We start from the raw sequence: 15,433 nt of genomic DNA, 5'->3' as shown, positions 1-15,433 counted from the left end.
GTGTGGTTCCTGAACTTTCCAGGGATGGAGAATGGCGACGATGCTGCAGCTGTCGATGCTTTCGGTCTTCGTGCCGACCTTCCTGCTCGTTTCGCTCACCCCGGGGATGTGCATGACGCTCTCCATGGTGCTGGGCATGACGCAGGGCGTGCGCCGCACCCTGTGGATGATGGCCGGGGAGCTCGCCGGCGTGGGGCTGGTGGCCGCCTCGGCCGGGGCCGGCGTGGCCACGCTGATGCTGCGCCAGCCGGCGCTGTTCGCCATGTTCAAATGGGTGGGCGGAGCCTATCTCGGCTATCTGGGGGTCATGATGTGGCGTTCGCGCGGGCGCATGGCGATCCCGCTGACGCTGGATCGTGATGCCGCCCCGGTGGCCCGTGGACAGCTGGCCCTGCAGGGGTTCGTGACGGCCGTTGCCAACCCCAAGGGGTGGGCGTTCTTCGTCGCCTTGCTGCCTCCTTTCCTGGAGGCTTCCCGCCCCTTGGCGCCCCAACTGGCCATGCTGGTGGCGGTGATTCTGGTCATCGAATTCCTTGCCCTGATGCTCTACGCCAGCGGCGGACGCACCCTGCGCCGACTGCTGGGCGAAAGCGGCAACGTGCGGTTGCTCAATCGCCTGGCGGGATCGTTGATGGTGGGGGTAGGGGCGTGGCTGGCGCTTGGCTGACCGGGCTTCGCTGGGAAAAGCCCACTAAGCTAGCGGCAGCCAAACCACCCGGATCGTGGTCAGCAGCAGCGAGCCGAGCAGCAGCCACGTCCAGGGACAGGGGGCGAGAGAGGGGCGTGGGCGTCGCTGCCAGGCGAGCTGCACCAGAGCGCACACCACCAGCCCCAGCAGGGCGCCGCCCACCACGTCGCTGAGCCAGTGTACCCCAAGGGTCAGGCGCGACAGAGCCATGGGTAGCGTCAGGAGAATGGCGATCCAATAGGGCCAGAAACGTTGCCGGTGAGGAAGCTCGCTGGCGACGAAGGCGGCAGCCGTGCCGAGCAGCACCACCGTGGTGGAGGTGTGAGCGCTGGGGTAGGCCAGCGAGTCGGCCAGGTACTCCGGTGCGAAAGGCCGCGCGCGGCCGATCAGCAGCTTGCCCAGGGTGTTGAGCAGTGCGATGCCAACGAGACCGGCGATACCCTGCACTAGCGCGTCGAGCCGGTGTCGGGTCAGCAGCCACAGCGCCCAGGGAAGGCTCAGCGCCAGAATGCCGTAGCGGTCGCCAACCCGGGCCAGCGTCTCGCTGCTGGTGTGCAGCCAAGGCGTATCGAGCGCCTGGAACAGGGCCTGCACTGCGAGATCCATCTCCAGCGGGCCATCGTGGTGGATGACCAGAATCGTCCAGCCGGAAAGCCCGCCCAGCGATAGCACCAGCAGCAGCCAGATGCCGAGCGGTACCTCTCCGTGTTCGCTTTGTTCCAACCACAGGCGTCGCAGCAGCGGATAACGACGCGCTCCGCTAAGCAACAGGCGGTATAGCCGGCCGGGTCGGCTGACCTGCTGGCGTAGCCACGAGAACGTCACCGCCAGTGCCACCATGACGACCCCTAGTACGATCAGCCAGCGCTCCAGCCCCGGGGGTAGGTCGAGTCGTTGCTGCCAGGCCTGGCCCAGCAGGTAGCCCGGCAGCACGTAGGCCGGTGCCCATAGGGCCGCCGAGGCCAGGTTGGCCCAGGTGAAGGTGCGCGGTGGCATGTGCAGTATGCCGGCAGTCAGTGGGATGACCGGACGCACCGGGCCGACGAATCGTCCCAGGAACACGGACAGGGTGCCATGGCGCTGGAAGAAGCGGGCTGCGTGGGCGAGCCACTCCGGATGGCGTGAGAATGGCCAGAGCAGTGTCACGCGTTCGCGCAGCGTGTAGCCCAGGATGAAGCTTACGCCGTCGCCGATGACAGCGCCGACGAAGGCCGCCAGCAGCACAGCAGGAATCGACAGCTCCTGGTGACCGGCCAGCGAGGCAGCGGCGGTTATCAGTACCACGCCCGGCACCAGTAGCCCCACCATGGCCAGGGATTCGATCATGGCGATCGCGCCGATGATTAGCAGCAGCATTCCCGGGGAGGGGGTCAACTGGTAGAGGGTGGCGGTGAGGTTCAAGCGGCAACTCCGAAGCGGCAGTAAGCGATTCCCTACTGGGTTTCCAGGCGCTGGGTCAGATCGAGCAGGCGGCGGAGGAACCGCTGCCAATCCTCGCCGGGCAGACGTTGGCACAGCCCCATGCGCGAGCGCAGCGGACCGGTATCCACCAGTACCACGGACTCCAGTGCGTGCAGGATGCGCTGCTGCACGAGTTGGGCGCCGCTTTCGCTGGTGTCGGGGAGCACCAGCCAGAAAGTCGAGAGGGTCTGGCGGCCCAGGAAGTCGTGACGGCGCGAGCAGCGGCGCACCTCACGGCACAGGGTGTCGAGCAGCGCCTGGCGTGCGCGACTGCCGAACTGTTCGCTGGCCATTTCCACTTGGGGCAGATGGATCACCACGATCGCCAGCGATTGGTGCAACAGTTCGGTGCGCTGGAACTCGCTGTCCAGGTGCGCGTGCAGGCCGTCGCGAGAAAGCGCTTGGCAATCCCTGTCGCGAGGGTCGGTGGCCAGCATGAGTGCGCGCTGTCGCCGTTGCTCCCAGAGGGCCAGGGGAGCCAATGCCATGGCCGTCAGGTAGGCCAGAGACGGGTCGCTGAAAAGCGGCGCTCCGCACAGCAGCAGCCAGGCTGGAGCCATGACGACATTGAGCGTGAGCGCAGGCATCAGCGGCAGCAGGAGTGTCGACAGCACGGGAGCCAGACCGACCCATAGCGTAGCGGAATCTCCCAGCCGCGGCAGCTCCACCGCCAGCAGCAGGTAGCCGGCGATCAGTGCGAGATAGGCGGGAAGACGTGGGTGGTTGAGGACCGTCAGGCGCAGTACGGCGGCAACCAGCATCAGTATGGCCAGCAATGCGGGAAGCAGGATGCGTGCATAGTGGCCCATCAGATAGTGCCATGCGGCATAGCTGACCAGCAGCAGGGCGCCTGACACATAGGCGAGTGCAAAGCGCCCGGCCGTGTTGGGAGTGCTTTCATCCATGCTCGAACTCGCGGTCGGTGGTGAGAGCTGTGCGCTGGCGCTGGAAGTCGGCCAGGGGAATCCCCAGGTCATCGGCCGTCGCCAGGGTCAGGAAGCGTGCCTTGCGTGGCGTCGGCAGGGTGGCCATCAGCGTCGATCTGCGCTGCCCGGCCTGAACGTCATCGCGACTGAGCAGTAGAGCTGCCAGGGTGCGTGAGTCAAGGCGGTAGCAACTCTCGAAGCCATACAGCTGGTGGCACAACATGCGTGCCGTGGTCCAGAGTTGGTGACGTGGCACCTCGAGCAATAGCAGCTCGCCGTGGACGTCTTCACGCTGGCAGCGGGCACGCTCTCGAGGGAGGTCCTCCGTCAGCTGATGCGCCGACCACAAAGGGAGGCCCGGTACTAGCCGTACCCGTTGGCGGACCACCGGCTGTTGCGGCTGATGGCGGCGTGCCATGGCCATGGCCGTCAGCACGGCCAGCGTCAGCCCGACGAACGCCGCCTGGATGGGGCCGAACAGTGGGTAGAGTGCCCACCAGGAAATTCCCGCCAGCATCAGGTTGGTGCCCAGCGTCCAGCTGGGTTGCGGCATCAGCAGCACGGCAGGCCACAGCCAGAACCACAGTGCATAGCCTTCCGGCGCCGTCCACAGCAGGCCGGTGAGCAGCAAGCCGGGCAGCAGTTGCCAGGGCAGCATGGCGGGCCGGCGGTGGCTGAATTCGAGCAGTGCCGCCGTCAGCGTCAGCCAGAGGACGCCCAGCCACAGCAGTAGCGCGCTGGCCAGCTGTGTCTGACGAGGCGCAAGGAAGGCCAGCAGGAGGGCTCCGGCCAGCAGATTGAGACGCATCAGCCCGACTTTGTACTTGCTTTGCATGGTGCCTTACTATGAATGATCCCACCGCAGGACGGTCCGCCCACAGTATAACGACCAAAGTGCCCTTCGCGCTTTGACCCAGGAGAGTCACAACGCATGTCAGTTCTCGCTTCTCGATCCACAGGTAACGCCGCCGGTGATGTCGGAGATGTCGCCGCCTACATGACTCGACTCGGGCAGGCTGCACGGGATGCTGCCGCACAGATGCGGCGCGCCCCCACCGCCATGAAGAACGCTGCCCTGTTGGCTATGGCCGACCGGCTCGAGCGGGAGCGTGCCGAAGTCCTGGCCGCCAATGCGCGCGATGTGCAGCGCGGGCGTGCAGCAGGGCTCGATGCGGCCCTCCTCGATCGTCTGGCTCTCGATGATGCCCGTATCGATGCCATGGTGGAAGGGCTGCATCAGGTGGTGAGCTTGCCCGATCCGGTGGGTGAGATCGATGGCTTGAAGGCGCGCCCGAGCGGTATCCAGGTCGGTCAGATGCGAGTTCCCTTGGGGGTGATCGGCATCATCTACGAATCGCGCCCCAACGTCACCCTGGAAGCGGCGAGCCTGTGTCTCAAGTCCGGCAATGCTGCCATTCTGCGCGGCGGCTCCGAGGCCCGTGACTCGAATGCCGCGATTGCTGCCTGCCTGACGGCGGGACTCGCCGAGGCAGGACTGCCGGAAGCCGCCGTGCAGGTGGTGGCGACCACCGACCGTGAGGCCGTGGGACGACTGATCGCCATGCCCGAGTACGTCGACGTGATCATTCCCCGCGGTGGCAAGTCGTTGATCGAGCGTATCGCCCGCGAAGCGCGAGTGCCGGTGATCAAGCACCTCGATGGCGTCTGCCACGTGTATGTCGATGCCAGCGCCGATCCGCAAAAAGCGCTGGCGATCGCGGTGAATGCCAAGACCCATCGCTACGGTACCTGCAATACCATGGAGACGCTGCTCGTCGATACCCCGGTGGCCGAAGCTCTGCTGCCGCGTCTGGCCGCGGCTTATGCCGAGCATGGTGTCGAGCTACGCGGCTGCGAGCGCACCCGGACGATCCTGTCCGATTGCGTGCCGGCCGAAGAAGCCGACTGGCATGCCGAATACCTGGCGCCGGTGCTGGCCATTCGCGTCGTGGATGGCATCGAGGCGGCCATCGCGCATATCGAACGTTACGGCTCTCATCATACCGACGCCATCGTTACCGAGCACTATGGGTTGGCGCGGCGTTTTCTGGCCGAGGTCGACTCCAGCTCGGTGATGGTCAATGCGTCGACGCGCTTTGCCGATGGCTTCGAGTATGGTCTGGGTGCGGAGATCGGCATTTCCACCGACAAGCTGCATGCCCGTGGCCCGGTGGGTCTCGACGGGCTGACGACCCGTAAGTACGTGGTGCTCGGCGACGGGCAGGTTCGCCAGTGAGAGAGCGTCCGTATCGTGTACCGCCGCGCATCGGCATGCTTGGCGGTACTTTCGATCCGGTGCACCTCGGCCACTTGCGCAGTGCCGTGGAGCTGCGCGAGGGGCTGGGTCTGGACCAGGTGCGCATGATTCCCGCCAAGATGCCCCCGTTGAGAGGCGAGCCGCGGGTCTCGCCCGAGATGCGTCTGGCGCTGCTGCGACTGGGCATTGGCGATACTCCCGGGTTGGTTGCCGACCCCCGCGAGCTCGAGCGCGACGGCCCTTCGTTCAGCGCCGACACGCTGGCCAGCCTGCGCGAGGAGTCGGGCGGCGAGGCGCGACTGGTCATGGCGCTGGGGCATGATGCGTTCCTGCGGCTCGCCAGCTGGCATGCCCCCGAACGGCTCTTCGAGTTCGCCCATGTTGTGGTGATCGACCGCCCCGATCATGAAGCGCCACTGCCGCCGGCGCTGGAGGAGCTGGTCCACGGCCGCGAAGTGGCCGATGCCGAGACGCTGATGGAGCAACCGGCCGGGAAGCTGCTGCGACTGGCACTGCCCACGCGCATGGCCATTTCCGCTACGGCGGTACGGCATCGCCTGGCCGAGCGACGCAGTGTGCGCTACTTGCTTCCGGAAGCGGTAGAAGCACGGATTCTCGAGGGCGACCTCTATCGGTCGCATTGACCGCTGCCAGTGACACGGCAAGACGCTACAATGGACGCCGATCCGGACTTCCCATCGACGAGGGGCTATGCACAACCATTCGCACACCACGAAATCACTGGTGCTCGACGCACTCGAATCGCTCAAGGCCAAGGACGTGGCCACTCTGGACGTCTCGCGGCTGACCAGCGTCACCGATGTGATGGTCGTGGCCAGCGGGACGTCCTCCCGCCACGTGGCGGCACTCGCCGATCGCGTCATCCAGGAGGCCAAGGAGCAGGGGATCCAGCCGCTGGGGGTGGAAGGCAGGGCTGGCGCCGACTGGGTGCTGGTCGATCTGGGTGACCTCGTGGTGCATGTGATGCTCGCTGAGACCCGACAGCTGTATGACCTCGAACGTCTGTGGGCGGACATGCCCAGCGATGCCGACGTCGGCAGTCGGCAAGGCGGTCTATGAAGGTCCGCCTGCTGGCGGTGGGAACGCGCATGCCCGACTGGGTGGCCGAAGGGGTCGAGACCTACCGTCGGCGGCTGCCCCGTGACTTCGCCCTGGAGATCGAGGAGATCGCCCCAGGCGCGCGTGGCAAGAACGCCGACGTGACGAAGGCCATGGCCCTGGAGGGGCGTCGGCTTCGCGAGCGCCTGCGGGGGGACGAACTCACGGTGGCGCTGGAGGTGGGTGGACAGGCATGGAGTACCCAGCGCCTGGCGCGTGAAGCCGAGAATTGGCGTTTCGAAGGGCGCGACGTGGCGCTGCTGGTGGGTGGTCCGGATGGACTCGAACCATCGCTCGCTGCCGCTGCCGACCGGCGCTGGTCGCTCTCGCCTCTGACGCTGCCGCATCCCCTGGTCAGGATCATCGTCGCCGAGCAGCTCTATCGCGCCTGGACGCTGTTGGTGGGCCACCCCTATCACCGCTGATGGCGGTATTATTGCAACGACGGTTCGAGGTCAATGACCGCATGCGTCTTCGCCGTGACACGCTCAAGAATCCCCAGCACGAACTGCGCATCTTTCGTGCCCGTTCGCTGCTGGCGGCGCTACTGGTCATCGCTTTGACCGGGTTGCTGATGGGGCGCCTGGGTTACCTTCAGGTGGTTCAGCATGAGGTCTACACCACGCGTTCGGAAAGCAACCGCGTGCGCGTCGAGCCGTTGCCGCCTACCCGTGGGTTGATCCATGACCGCAACGGTGTGCTGCTGGCCGACAACCGTCCTACCTACAATCTGATGCTCATACGCGAGCGAGTCGACGATATCGATGCCACCCTGGACCACCTGGACTCGTTGCTGGAGTTGTCGGAGGAGGAGGCCGAAGCCATTCGCGTGCGTGCCGGCCAGCGCCAGCGCCCCTTTCAGCCGGCGCTGCTGATGAGCGACCTCGACGAGGATCAGATCGCCCGACTGGCGGTCAATCGTCATCGCTTGCCTGGCGTCGAGGTGGAGGCGCAGCTGCTGCGTTACTATCCCGATGCCGAAGTGATGGCCCATGCGCTGGGCTACGTGGGCCGCATCAATGCCGATGAACTGAAGTCGCTGGATGCCGGTCGCTATGCCGGGACGCACTTCATCGGCAAGACCGGCGTGGAGCGATTCTATGAGGACGTGCTGCATGGCCAGGCGGGACTGCGCAAGGTGGAGACCAACGCACGGGGGCGGGTGTTGCAGGAACTGGGCCGCACCGACCCGGTACCTGGCAAGGATTTGACGCTGACCCTCGACAAGGAGTTGCAGACGCTGGCCTACGAGCTGCTCGAAGAGCGTCGTGGTTCCATCGTCGCCATCGCTCCCAAGACCGGCGAGATCCTGGCCATGGTGTCGGCGCCCGGGTTCGACAGCAACCGCTTCGTCACGGGGATCGACGTCACCACCTATCGCGCCCTGCAGGAAGACCTCGACCTGCCGCTATTCAACCGTGCGATTCGCGGCCATTATCCGCCGGGGTCGACGATCAAGCCGTTTCTGGCCCTGGCCGGGCTGACCGAAGGCGAGGTCACCCCGGACAAGACCATCTACGATCCCGGCTACTTCCAGTTGCCCAACGATTCGCGGCGCTATCGAAACTGGCTGCGCTGGGGGCACGGGCGTGTCGACCTGGAGCGCTCCATTGCCGTTTCCAACAATACCTACTATTACTCCCTGGCCCATGAGCTGGGCATCGACCGCTTGCATGAACGCATGAGCGCGCTGGGCTTCGGGCAGCGGGTGGCCCATGACGTCTACGGAGAAAGTGCTGGCCTCATGCCGTCCCGAGACTGGAAGCGCGGCCGTTTCGGAGAGCCCTGGTATCCGGGAGAGACGCTGTCGGTGGGGATCGGCCAAGGCTATTGGCAGGTCACCCCGCTGCAGCTGGCCACTGCCACCGCGGTGCTAGCCAATCGCGGCGAGTGGGTCAAGCCGCGCCTGGCGCGGCGCATCGGCGAAGACACGGTGCCCAGCGAGCTGCCTGAAACCCCGCCCGACATCGGCGTGGAGAACGAAGCCTGGTGGGAGCATATTTTTTCCGGCATGGAGAAGGTCGTCAGTGGGCGCGAGGGAACGGCACGGCGAACCGGCGAGGGGCTGCAGTACCGCATGGGCGGCAAATCGGGCACGGCCCAGGTCTTTTCGCTGGGCCAGGACCAACGCTACGACGCCGAGGAGTTGGCTGAACGGTTGCGTGATCATGCGCTGTTCGTGGCCTTTGCTCCGCTGGAAGAGCCGGAAATTGCCGTGGCGGTCATCGTCGAGAATGCCGGTGGAGGCAGTACTCACGCTGCACACCTGGCGCGGGCCATGACCGATGCCTGGCTGCTCGAGGAAGGAGAGGTGCCCGATGTCGATGAGTTGCGCGAGACGCTGGAAAACGATGACGCAAGCGTGGCGGGGAACTGATCCATGCCGTTGAACTACCTGAGTCGGCGTCTGCGCGGCTATCCAGTGGGTCCCCCCAACAGTGGCATGACGCGTCGCAAGGGCCCCTGGGAGCGCGCCCATCTCGATCCCTGGCTGCTGTTCCTGTTGCTGGTGCTCATGGCGGCGGGCCTGGGCGTACTCTACAGTGCCAGCGGGCAGCGCCTGGAAGTGGTGGTCGCTCAGGCGACGCGTTTTCTGGTCGCGGCCGGCGTGTTGGTGGTGCTGGCGCAGGTATCGCCGTCGACGTTGTTGCGCTGGGCTCCCTTGGCCTATGGCATTGGCCTGCTGATGCTGATTGCCGTTGAGCTGGTGGGTGACATGGGCATGGGGGCGCAGCGCTGGCTGGTGATTCCCGGCGTGATTCGCTTCCAGCCCTCGGAGCTGATGAAGCTCGCCATGCCGATGATGGTCGCTGCCTGGTTGAGCCGTCACGAACTGCCGCCGCGGCTCCGCGACCTGACAGTCGGTGCCCTCATCATCGGGGTGCCGGTGGTGCTGATTGCCAAGCAGCCGGACCTGGGGACCGCACTGCTCGTCGCCACGGCGGGCATCTTCGTGGTACTGCTGAGCGGTCTTTCCTGGCGTTTCATCCTCGCCCTGGGCGTGCTGGCGGCGTCGGCACTGCCGCTGCTGTGGATGAACCTGCACGATTACCAGCGTCAGCGCGTGTTGACCTTCCTCAATCCCGACAGCGACCCTCTGGGGTCGGGGTGGAACATCATCCAGTCGACCACGGCCATCGGCAGCGGCGGCCTGTGGGGGAAAGGGTGGCTTGAGGGTACGCAGTCGCAGCTGGAATTTCTGCCCGAGCGGCATACCGACTTCATCGTCGCGGTGCTCGGCGAGGAGTTCGGACTGATCGGCATGCTGGTCGTGCTCGCTCTCTATCTGCTGATCGTCATGCGTGGCCTGTGGCTGGCTGCCACGGCGCATGATACCTTCGGGCGCCTGTTGGGCGGGGCCATCATTCTGACCTTCTTCATCTACGTGTTCGTCAACGTGGGCATGGTCAGCGGCATTCTGCCGGTAGTCGGCGTGCCGCTACCTCTGGTGAGCTTCGGTGGCACCTCCAGCGTGACCTTGATGGCGGGTTTCGGTATTCTCATGTCCATTCACGGACACCGCCGATTCCTGCCTCGTTAGTCGTGGGCGACGGTTCATTCGGGTGATTTCCCCTCCAGGAGTGGCAAGCGCATGATGCCAGCGGGCAGATGGAACAAGGGCGTCGCCGTCGGCGTAGCGGTTCTGATCCTATGGGTGATCTCTGCGCTCACACTAGCCGGGGAGTTCGACCCGGCACGTCATGACGGTGCGCGTGCCCTGGTCGAGGAACTCGACGCTCGCGGCCTCGAGCGTGACTGGGCCGCCACCGCTCTGCGTCGGGCCGTGATGCAGCCGGACGTTCTGGAAGCCATGGCCGGCGCTGCCGAGCGGCATCTGCGCTGGGACGAGTATCGTGCCATCTTTCTGACCCCCGAACGCATTGCCCAGGGCGTTGCCTTCATCGACGCCCACGCGCCGGCTTTCGAGCGGGCCGAGAAGGCCTTCGGCGTGCCGCCCGAGGTGGTTGCGGCCATCATCGGCGTCGAAACGGCCTATGGCCGCCATACCGGCAGCCACCGTGTACTCGACTCACTGGCGACGCTGGCCTTCGAGCACCCCTCGCGGGGCGACTTCTTTCGCGGCGAACTGGCCGCCTTTCTGGAAATCACCCATGAACAGGGCGTGGATCCTGGCAGCATCGACGGTTCCTATGCCGGAGCGATGGGGTACCCGCAGTTCATTCCCACCAGCTATCGTGCCTATGCCGTGGACTTCGACGGCGATGGCCAGCGCGATCTGTGGGCCAACCCCGTCGACGCCATCGGCAGCGTGGGCAACTACTTCGCCGAGCACGGTTGGCAGCCGGGCGAGCCGATCTACCATGAGGCTGAGGGGCCTACGGCTCCACCCGCAGCGATCGCATTCAATCGTACGTCACCCCCTTATGTCAGCATGGTGGAACTGCGTGAGACGGGTGTGGTCACCGAAGCGGCGCTGGGCGACGATCAGAAGGTCATCCCCTTGGCGTTGGAGACGAGTGAGACGGCCTGGCGTTATCGTCTGGGGCGAGACAATTTTCATGTGATAACGCGGTACAATCACAGTCACCTGTATGCCATGGCGGTGAGCGAGCTGGCCGAAGCGATCGAAGCGAGTCGATCACTTGCGCCGCACCGCCTCGAAGCCACTCGCAGCGAGCGTGAGGAGGATGCATGAGAGTCGCGCTGATCGGCTTGGTCCTGGTGACGTTGCTCGCTGGCTGCGCCGGTCGTGGGGGATCGCAACCGTCGGTGGAGCGCGGGACGACGGAACCGGCGTCCAGCGATGGACGCTATGCTCTCAGCGGCGATGCCTATCCTGAACAGCCGCCGGACGTCAGCGAGATTCCCGATGCCGTACCGCGCGTAGAGCCGCCGTCCGCAGGTGGCAACCGTGAAACCTACCGGGTCTGGGGCAAGACCTATCACGTATTGCCCGATGCTCGTGGCTACTCCCGTGAAGGCACGGCCTCGTGGTACGGGGAGAAGTTTCACGGCTATGCCACCTCCAATGGCGAGATCTACGACATGTACAAGATGAGCGCCGCCCATCGCTCGTTGCCGCTGCCCAGCTACGTCCGGGTGACGAGTCGCGACACAGGACGTTCGGCGATCGTGCGCGTCAACGATCGTGGCCCCTTTCATAGCGATCGTGAGATCGACCTTTCCTATGCCGCCGCTGCACGGCTGGGCTTTCTGGAGCAGGGTACCGGGCGAGTGACAGTCGAGGCCATCGACCCTGAGGCGTGGCTGGCGGAGAATCGTCCCGGCGCGCGTGGGGCAAGCGAGGTGGCTGCTGCCCCCGCGCGCGATGCTGGTCAGTCGCTGACCCAGGCCGTGGCGACGCCGTCGCCAACCGCGAGTGCCGACGAGCGGGAAAGTGGGGCCGCGGAAGAGCGCCCCCTATACCTGCAAGTGGCGGCGCTCGGTTCGGTAGACAATGCCCGCCAGCTCAAGGCTCAGCTCGAGGAAGAGCTGTCACGTCCGGTCCGGGTTGCCAGTGGCACCGGCGTATACCGGGTGCAGGTCGGCCCCCTGGCCCATGCCGGCCAGGTCGCTCCAGTCCGTGATGAGCTGCGTCGCGCGGGTTTTTCCCAGAGTTTTATCGTCAAGGGCACCGACTGACGGTGCTCCTCCCCCCTGAACCCCGATGATGTGAAGAGACCCAACACCATGAGAGTGTCGACCCCCGCTTTCCCCCCATGGCGACTGATGCTGCTGAGCCTGCTGCTGGTCGCTTCTCAGGCGCTGGCCCAGTCGGTACCGGTGCCACAGACGATGATCCCTGCCCCGCCACAGCTGGCCGCCACGTCATGGATACTCATGGATGCCGATAGCGGTCGTGTGCTGGCCGAGCACGATGCCGACGAACGCCTGCCGCCGGCTAGCCTGACCAAGTTGATGACGGCCTACTTGGTGGAGCGCGAACTCGATCGCGGCAACATCCAGCCCGACGACACGGTGCCCATCAGTGAACAGGCATGGCGTACGGGCGGCTCGAAGATGTTCATCGAGGTCGACACTCTGGTATCGGTGGCGGATCTCCTGCAGGGCATCATCGTCGTCTCGGGCAACGATGCCAGCGTGGCGATCGCCGAGCATTTGGCCGGCGGCGAGCGACCCTTCGCCGACATGATGAATCAGCATGCGTCTCGCCTGGGCATGCATAACACCAATTTCGTCAACGCTACCGGACTGCCCGACGGGAACCACTACTCCACGGCGCGAGATCTGGCCCTGCTGTCGGAGCACATCATCAATGACTATCCTTCGCACTATGCGACCTATGCCCAGAAGGAGTTCAGCTACGGCGGTATTTCGCAACCCAATCGCAACCGCCTGTTATGGCGTGACCCCAGCGTCGACGGTCTCAAGACCGGCTGGACGGAAGAGGCAGGCTATTGCCTGGTAGCATCGGCCGAGCGTGACGAAATGCGGCTGATTTCGGTAGTGATGGGCACCAGTTCGGAAGAAGCACGTGCCCAGGAAACGCAGAAACTGCTCAGCTACGGATTTCGCTACTACGAGACGCTGCGTCTCTACGACCAGGGCGCCGTGCTCACCTCGCCGCGCATCTGGGGAGGCGAGAAGAACGAGTTGCGTGTCGGTGTCGACGAGAACGTGCATATGACCGTGCCGCGTTCGCGCAACCAGGAACTGGGCGCGCATCTGGACTTGCGGGCCGACCTCACTGCACCGGTGGCGGCCGGCGAAGAGGTCGGTACGCTTCAGGTGATGCTGGGTGACGAAGTGGTCGGCGAGCAGCCGCTGGTGGCCCTGGAAAGCATCGCCGAGGGCGGGTTCGTCAAGCGCCTGCTGGATCGGGTGCAGCGCTTCTTCAGCAATCTCTACGAGCAGTGGTTCGGATGATGAGTGACAAACGCCTGCGAGACCTGCGTGTCGCCACGAGCGCTCCGCGTCAGCCAGCGAAGATCGACTTTCCCTGCGACTATCCGATCAAGGTGGTGGGCGATGCCAGCGAGGATTTCGCTGCCATCGTCTGCCAAGTGGTGACCCGTCACGATAGCTCCTTCGATGCCTCTTCCCTCGAGGTGGTGGAGAGCCGCCAGGGCCGTTTCCAATCGGTTCGCTTGACGCTGCGCGCCACCGGTGAAGCGCAGCTCAAGACGCTGTTCGCCGAGCTCAAGGCGACCGGCCGCGTGCACATGGTGGTGTGATGACGGCCGATTCCCCGCCGCCCATCGAGCTGCATCGCCTCGGTCGGCGCGCCTATGAGCCGGTCTGGCAGGCGATGCGCGAACTCACCGACACGCGTGTTGCCGATACGCCCGATCAGTTCTGGCTGGTGGAGCACGATCCGGTGTTCACTCAGGGGCGGGCCGGCAAGCCTGAGCATGTGCTGATGCCGGGCGACATCCCGGTGGTGCAGACCGATCGCGGCGGTCAGGTGACCTATCATGGGCCGGGGCAGGTGGTACTCTATCCGCTGCTCGACGTTCGCCGTGCCCGCCTCGGGGTGCGCGACCTGGTGAGCGCCATCGAGAATGCGGTGATCGCCCTGCTCGCGGAGCGAGGCGTGACGGCGAGGGCGCGGCCCGATGCGCCGGGGGTCTACGTTGGACAGGCCAAAATCGCTTCGCTCGGGCTGCGAATTCGTCGCGGAGCGAGCTTCCACGGCGTGGCGCTCAACGTCGACGGCGACCTTGCGCCGTTTTCGCGCATCAATCCCTGCGGTCATGCCGGCATGTCAATGACGCGACTGGCGGATCTGGTTGACGATTGCCCCGGAGTGGCAACGGTGGGCGAGCGCCTGGCCGAGTGCCTGGCGCTCGAACTGGGGCGAGAGAGGCTCAGCCCACGTTGATGGCGTCGATCCGGTTGGGATCGGCTTGCTGTCCCGGTACTTCGGAGGGAGCTGCCAGGCCCAAGTTGTTCTTCTCGAACACGCGGTCGGCGCGGTAGCTGGAGCGTACCAACGGCCCCGAGGCGACCTCCATGAAACCCTTCTCGAGTCCCAAGCGGCGATAGCGCTCGAATTCCTCTGGACTGACCCAGCGCTCCACCGGCAGATGGTTGCGGGTCGGGCGCAGGTACTGGCCCAGGGTGACGATGTCCACGCCGATGGCGCGCAGGTCGTCGAAGGTGGCGAGAATCTCCTCGTCGGTCTCGCCCAGGCCCAGCATCAGGCTGGTCTTGGTCAATACGGCAGGCTTGTGGGCCTTGGCGTGTGCCAGCACGTCGAGGGTCTTGCGGTAGCCGGCTCGCGGGTCGCGCACCCGACGGGTGAGGCGCTCCACGGTCTCGACGTTCTGCGCAAAGACCTCGAGGCCGGAATCCACCACCCGTTCGATGGCGGTCGGATCGCCATCGAAGTCCGGGGTCAGCGCCTCGACGACCACGTCGGGGGTGTTGGTCTTGATGGCACGGATGCAGGCGGCATAGTGGCCTGCGCCGCCGTCGTCGAGATCGTCGCGGTCCACCGAGGTCAGCACCACGTAGCGCAGCCCCATCAGTTCCACCGACTCGGCGGTATTGGCCGGTTCCTCGGCATCCAGCCAGCCGCCGGGATTGCCGGTATCCACCGCGCAGAAGCGGCAGGCGCGGGTGCATACCGACCCCATCAGCATGATGGTGGCGGTGCCATTGCTCCAGCACTCGCCCATGTTGGGGCAGTGGGACTCGGCGCACACCGTGCTCAGACGATGCTCCTTGACGTTGCGCTTGACTGCCTCGAAACGCTCGCCGCCGGGAATCTGGGCGCGCAGCCACTTGGGCTTGCGGCCCGGTTCGCCGCTGTGCCCGGCGGACGGCTTGCTCTGTTTGATGCCATCCTTGATGGCGGCAAAACCGTACTCGGTGCGAAACTTCTCGCCGCTGGGGATGCGTTTTTCGGTGTCCTCGCTCATAGGGTGAGCCTCTCCACTCGGCATTTGCCGGGCCATGCCGCAGAGGGCGCGGCGGGCCGATCGATACGTTGGTCGTAGGCCGGTAATTTACCACACTCGCCAGCAGGCGGCACAGGGATGCCGTCACGGGCTTGCC

The 15,433-nt window shown here is 65.4% G+C and carries 16 protein-coding genes; 12 read left to right on the top strand and 4 right to left on the bottom strand.

Annotated elements, in window-relative coordinates; genetic code table 11:
- Nucleotides 1–40: 40 nt before the first annotated feature.
- A complete protein-coding gene (locus tag GFD32_RS08115) occupies nucleotides 41–667 on the top strand; it encodes a LysE family translocator (protein WP_205599064.1) in 627 nt (208 codons plus the stop codon).
- A gap of 24 nt (nucleotides 668–691) precedes the next feature.
- Here the strand turns inward: GFD32_RS08115 and GFD32_RS08110 are convergent, their stop codons facing one another.
- Genes GFD32_RS08110 through GFD32_RS08100 form a run of 3 tightly spaced genes read right to left on the bottom strand, consistent with a single transcriptional unit; the run spans nucleotide 692 to nucleotide 3,910 of the window.
- Entirely contained in the window at nucleotides 692–2,089 is a 1,398-nt protein-coding gene (locus GFD32_RS08110) for a bifunctional DedA family/phosphatase PAP2 family protein (RefSeq protein WP_163576030.1), read from the bottom strand.
- Between the two features lie 32 nt (nucleotides 2,090–2,121).
- Entirely contained in the window at nucleotides 2,122–3,054 is a 933-nt protein-coding gene (locus GFD32_RS08105) for a diguanylate cyclase domain-containing protein (RefSeq protein ID WP_163576029.1), read from the bottom strand.
- Nucleotides 3,047–3,910, bottom strand: coding sequence for a hypothetical protein (locus GFD32_RS08100; protein ID WP_163576028.1), 864 nt, complete (start codon nucleotides 3,908–3,910; stop codon nucleotides 3,047–3,049). Before GFD32_RS08100 ends, GFD32_RS08105 begins: the two co-directional genes overlap by 8 nt.
- A gap of 162 nt (nucleotides 3,911–4,072) precedes the next feature.
- Between GFD32_RS08100 and GFD32_RS08095 the strand changes: the two genes are divergently transcribed.
- The 11 genes from GFD32_RS08095 (at nucleotide 4,073) to lipB (ending at nucleotide 14,255) form a co-directional block, all read left to right on the top strand.
- A complete protein-coding gene (locus GFD32_RS08095; protein WP_407081073.1) occupies nucleotides 4,073–5,311 on the top strand; it encodes a glutamate-5-semialdehyde dehydrogenase in 1,239 nt (412 codons plus the stop codon).
- A gap of 35 nt (nucleotides 5,312–5,346) precedes the next feature.
- On the top strand, nucleotides 5,347–5,976 hold the full coding sequence (nadD, locus tag GFD32_RS08090; protein ID WP_163576085.1) for a nicotinate-nucleotide adenylyltransferase: 630 nt from the start codon (nucleotides 5,347–5,349) through the stop codon (nucleotides 5,974–5,976).
- A gap of 67 nt (nucleotides 5,977–6,043) precedes the next feature.
- Nucleotides 6,044–6,412 (top strand): ribosome silencing factor, encoded by a 369-nt coding sequence (gene rsfS / locus GFD32_RS08085; protein ID WP_163576026.1) that lies wholly within the window; start codon nucleotides 6,044–6,046, stop codon nucleotides 6,410–6,412.
- Nucleotides 6,409–6,876, top strand: coding sequence for a 23S rRNA (pseudouridine(1915)-N(3))-methyltransferase RlmH (rlmH, locus tag GFD32_RS08080; RefSeq protein WP_163576025.1), 468 nt, complete (start codon nucleotides 6,409–6,411; stop codon nucleotides 6,874–6,876). Before rsfS ends, rlmH begins: the two co-directional genes overlap by 4 nt.
- 41 nt (nucleotides 6,877–6,917) lie before the next feature.
- Nucleotides 6,918–8,828 (top strand): penicillin-binding protein 2, encoded by a 1,911-nt coding sequence (gene mrdA / locus GFD32_RS08075; protein WP_163576024.1) that lies wholly within the window; start codon nucleotides 6,918–6,920, stop codon nucleotides 8,826–8,828.
- A 3-nt stretch (nucleotides 8,829–8,831) separates the two neighbouring features.
- The gene (rodA, locus tag GFD32_RS08070) at nucleotides 8,832–9,992 is read left to right on the top strand and encodes a rod shape-determining protein RodA (protein WP_163576023.1); all 1,161 of its coding nucleotides are present in this window, start codon (nucleotides 8,832–8,834) and stop codon (nucleotides 9,990–9,992) included.
- A 51-nt stretch (nucleotides 9,993–10,043) separates the two neighbouring features.
- Nucleotides 10,044–11,108, top strand: coding sequence for a lytic murein transglycosylase B (gene mltB / locus GFD32_RS08065; protein WP_163576022.1), 1,065 nt, complete (start codon nucleotides 10,044–10,046; stop codon nucleotides 11,106–11,108).
- Nucleotides 11,105–12,055: a septal ring lytic transglycosylase RlpA family protein gene (locus GFD32_RS08060; RefSeq protein WP_163576021.1), complete on the top strand. Its 951-nt coding sequence runs from the start codon at nucleotides 11,105–11,107 to the stop codon at nucleotides 12,053–12,055. The genes mltB and GFD32_RS08060 overlap by 4 nt, the downstream gene beginning before the upstream one ends.
- Nucleotides 12,056–12,103: 48 nt before the next feature.
- Nucleotides 12,104–13,300, top strand: a complete 1,197-nt coding sequence (locus GFD32_RS08055; protein WP_163576020.1) for a D-alanyl-D-alanine carboxypeptidase family protein — start codon at nucleotides 12,104–12,106, stop codon at nucleotides 13,298–13,300.
- Nucleotides 13,300–13,608, top strand: a complete 309-nt coding sequence (locus GFD32_RS08050) for an HP0495 family protein (RefSeq protein WP_163576084.1) — start codon at nucleotides 13,300–13,302, stop codon at nucleotides 13,606–13,608. Before GFD32_RS08055 ends, GFD32_RS08050 begins: the two co-directional genes overlap by 1 nt.
- On the top strand, nucleotides 13,608–14,255 hold the full coding sequence (lipB, locus tag GFD32_RS08045) for a lipoyl(octanoyl) transferase LipB (RefSeq protein ID WP_163576019.1): 648 nt from the start codon (nucleotides 13,608–13,610) through the stop codon (nucleotides 14,253–14,255). The genes GFD32_RS08050 and lipB overlap by 1 nt, the downstream gene beginning before the upstream one ends.
- Here lipB and lipA read toward each other — a convergent pair.
- A complete protein-coding gene (lipA, locus tag GFD32_RS08040) occupies nucleotides 14,242–15,297 on the bottom strand; it encodes a lipoyl synthase (protein ID WP_163576018.1) in 1,056 nt (351 codons plus the stop codon). The two genes, lipB and lipA, sit on opposite strands and share 14 nt — an antisense overlap.
- Nucleotides 15,298–15,433: the final 136 nt, after the last annotated feature.

This window comes from Halomonas faecis (assembly GCF_010993975.1).
Lineage (GTDB): Bacteria > Pseudomonadota > Gammaproteobacteria > Pseudomonadales > Halomonadaceae > Halomonas > Halomonas faecis.
The sequence above is the reverse complement of the archived record's forward strand: the minus strand, read 5'-3'. Positions and strand labels throughout refer to the sequence as shown.

Bases quoted from the DNA above. Each gene is read 5' to 3' on its own strand.
- GFD32_RS08095 (WP_407081073.1), top strand. From the start codon at position 4,073: ATGACTCGACTCGGGCAGGCTGCACGGGATGCTGCCGCACAGATGCGG.
- lipB (WP_163576019.1), top strand. From the start codon at position 13,608: ATGACGGCCGATTCCCCGCCGCCCATCGAGCTGCATCGCCTCGGTCGG.
- GFD32_RS08060 (WP_163576021.1), top strand. From the start codon at position 11,105: ATGAGAGTCGCGCTGATCGGCTTGGTCCTGGTGACGTTGCTCGCTGGC.
- GFD32_RS08100 (WP_163576028.1), bottom strand. From the start codon at position 3,910: ATGCAAAGCAAGTACAAAGTCGGGCTGATGCGTCTCAATCTGCTGGCC.
- GFD32_RS08050 (WP_163576084.1), top strand. From the start codon at position 13,300: ATGAGTGACAAACGCCTGCGAGACCTGCGTGTCGCCACGAGCGCTCCG.
- mrdA (WP_163576024.1), top strand. From the start codon at position 6,918: ATGCGTCTTCGCCGTGACACGCTCAAGAATCCCCAGCACGAACTGCGC.
- GFD32_RS08055 (WP_163576020.1), top strand. From the start codon at position 12,104: ATGAGAGTGTCGACCCCCGCTTTCCCCCCATGGCGACTGATGCTGCTG.
- lipA (WP_163576018.1), bottom strand. From the start codon at position 15,297: ATGAGCGAGGACACCGAAAAACGCATCCCCAGCGGCGAGAAGTTTCGC.
- rlmH (WP_163576025.1), top strand. From the start codon at position 6,409: ATGAAGGTCCGCCTGCTGGCGGTGGGAACGCGCATGCCCGACTGGGTG.
- rsfS (WP_163576026.1), top strand. From the start codon at position 6,044: ATGCACAACCATTCGCACACCACGAAATCACTGGTGCTCGACGCACTC.
- GFD32_RS08105 (WP_163576029.1), bottom strand. From the start codon at position 3,054: ATGGATGAAAGCACTCCCAACACGGCCGGGCGCTTTGCACTCGCCTAT.
- GFD32_RS08115 (WP_205599064.1), top strand. From the start codon at position 41: ATGCTGCAGCTGTCGATGCTTTCGGTCTTCGTGCCGACCTTCCTGCTC.
- nadD (WP_163576085.1), top strand. From the start codon at position 5,347: ATGCTTGGCGGTACTTTCGATCCGGTGCACCTCGGCCACTTGCGCAGT.
- mltB (WP_163576022.1), top strand. From the start codon at position 10,044: ATGATGCCAGCGGGCAGATGGAACAAGGGCGTCGCCGTCGGCGTAGCG.
- rodA (WP_163576023.1), top strand. From the start codon at position 8,832: ATGCCGTTGAACTACCTGAGTCGGCGTCTGCGCGGCTATCCAGTGGGT.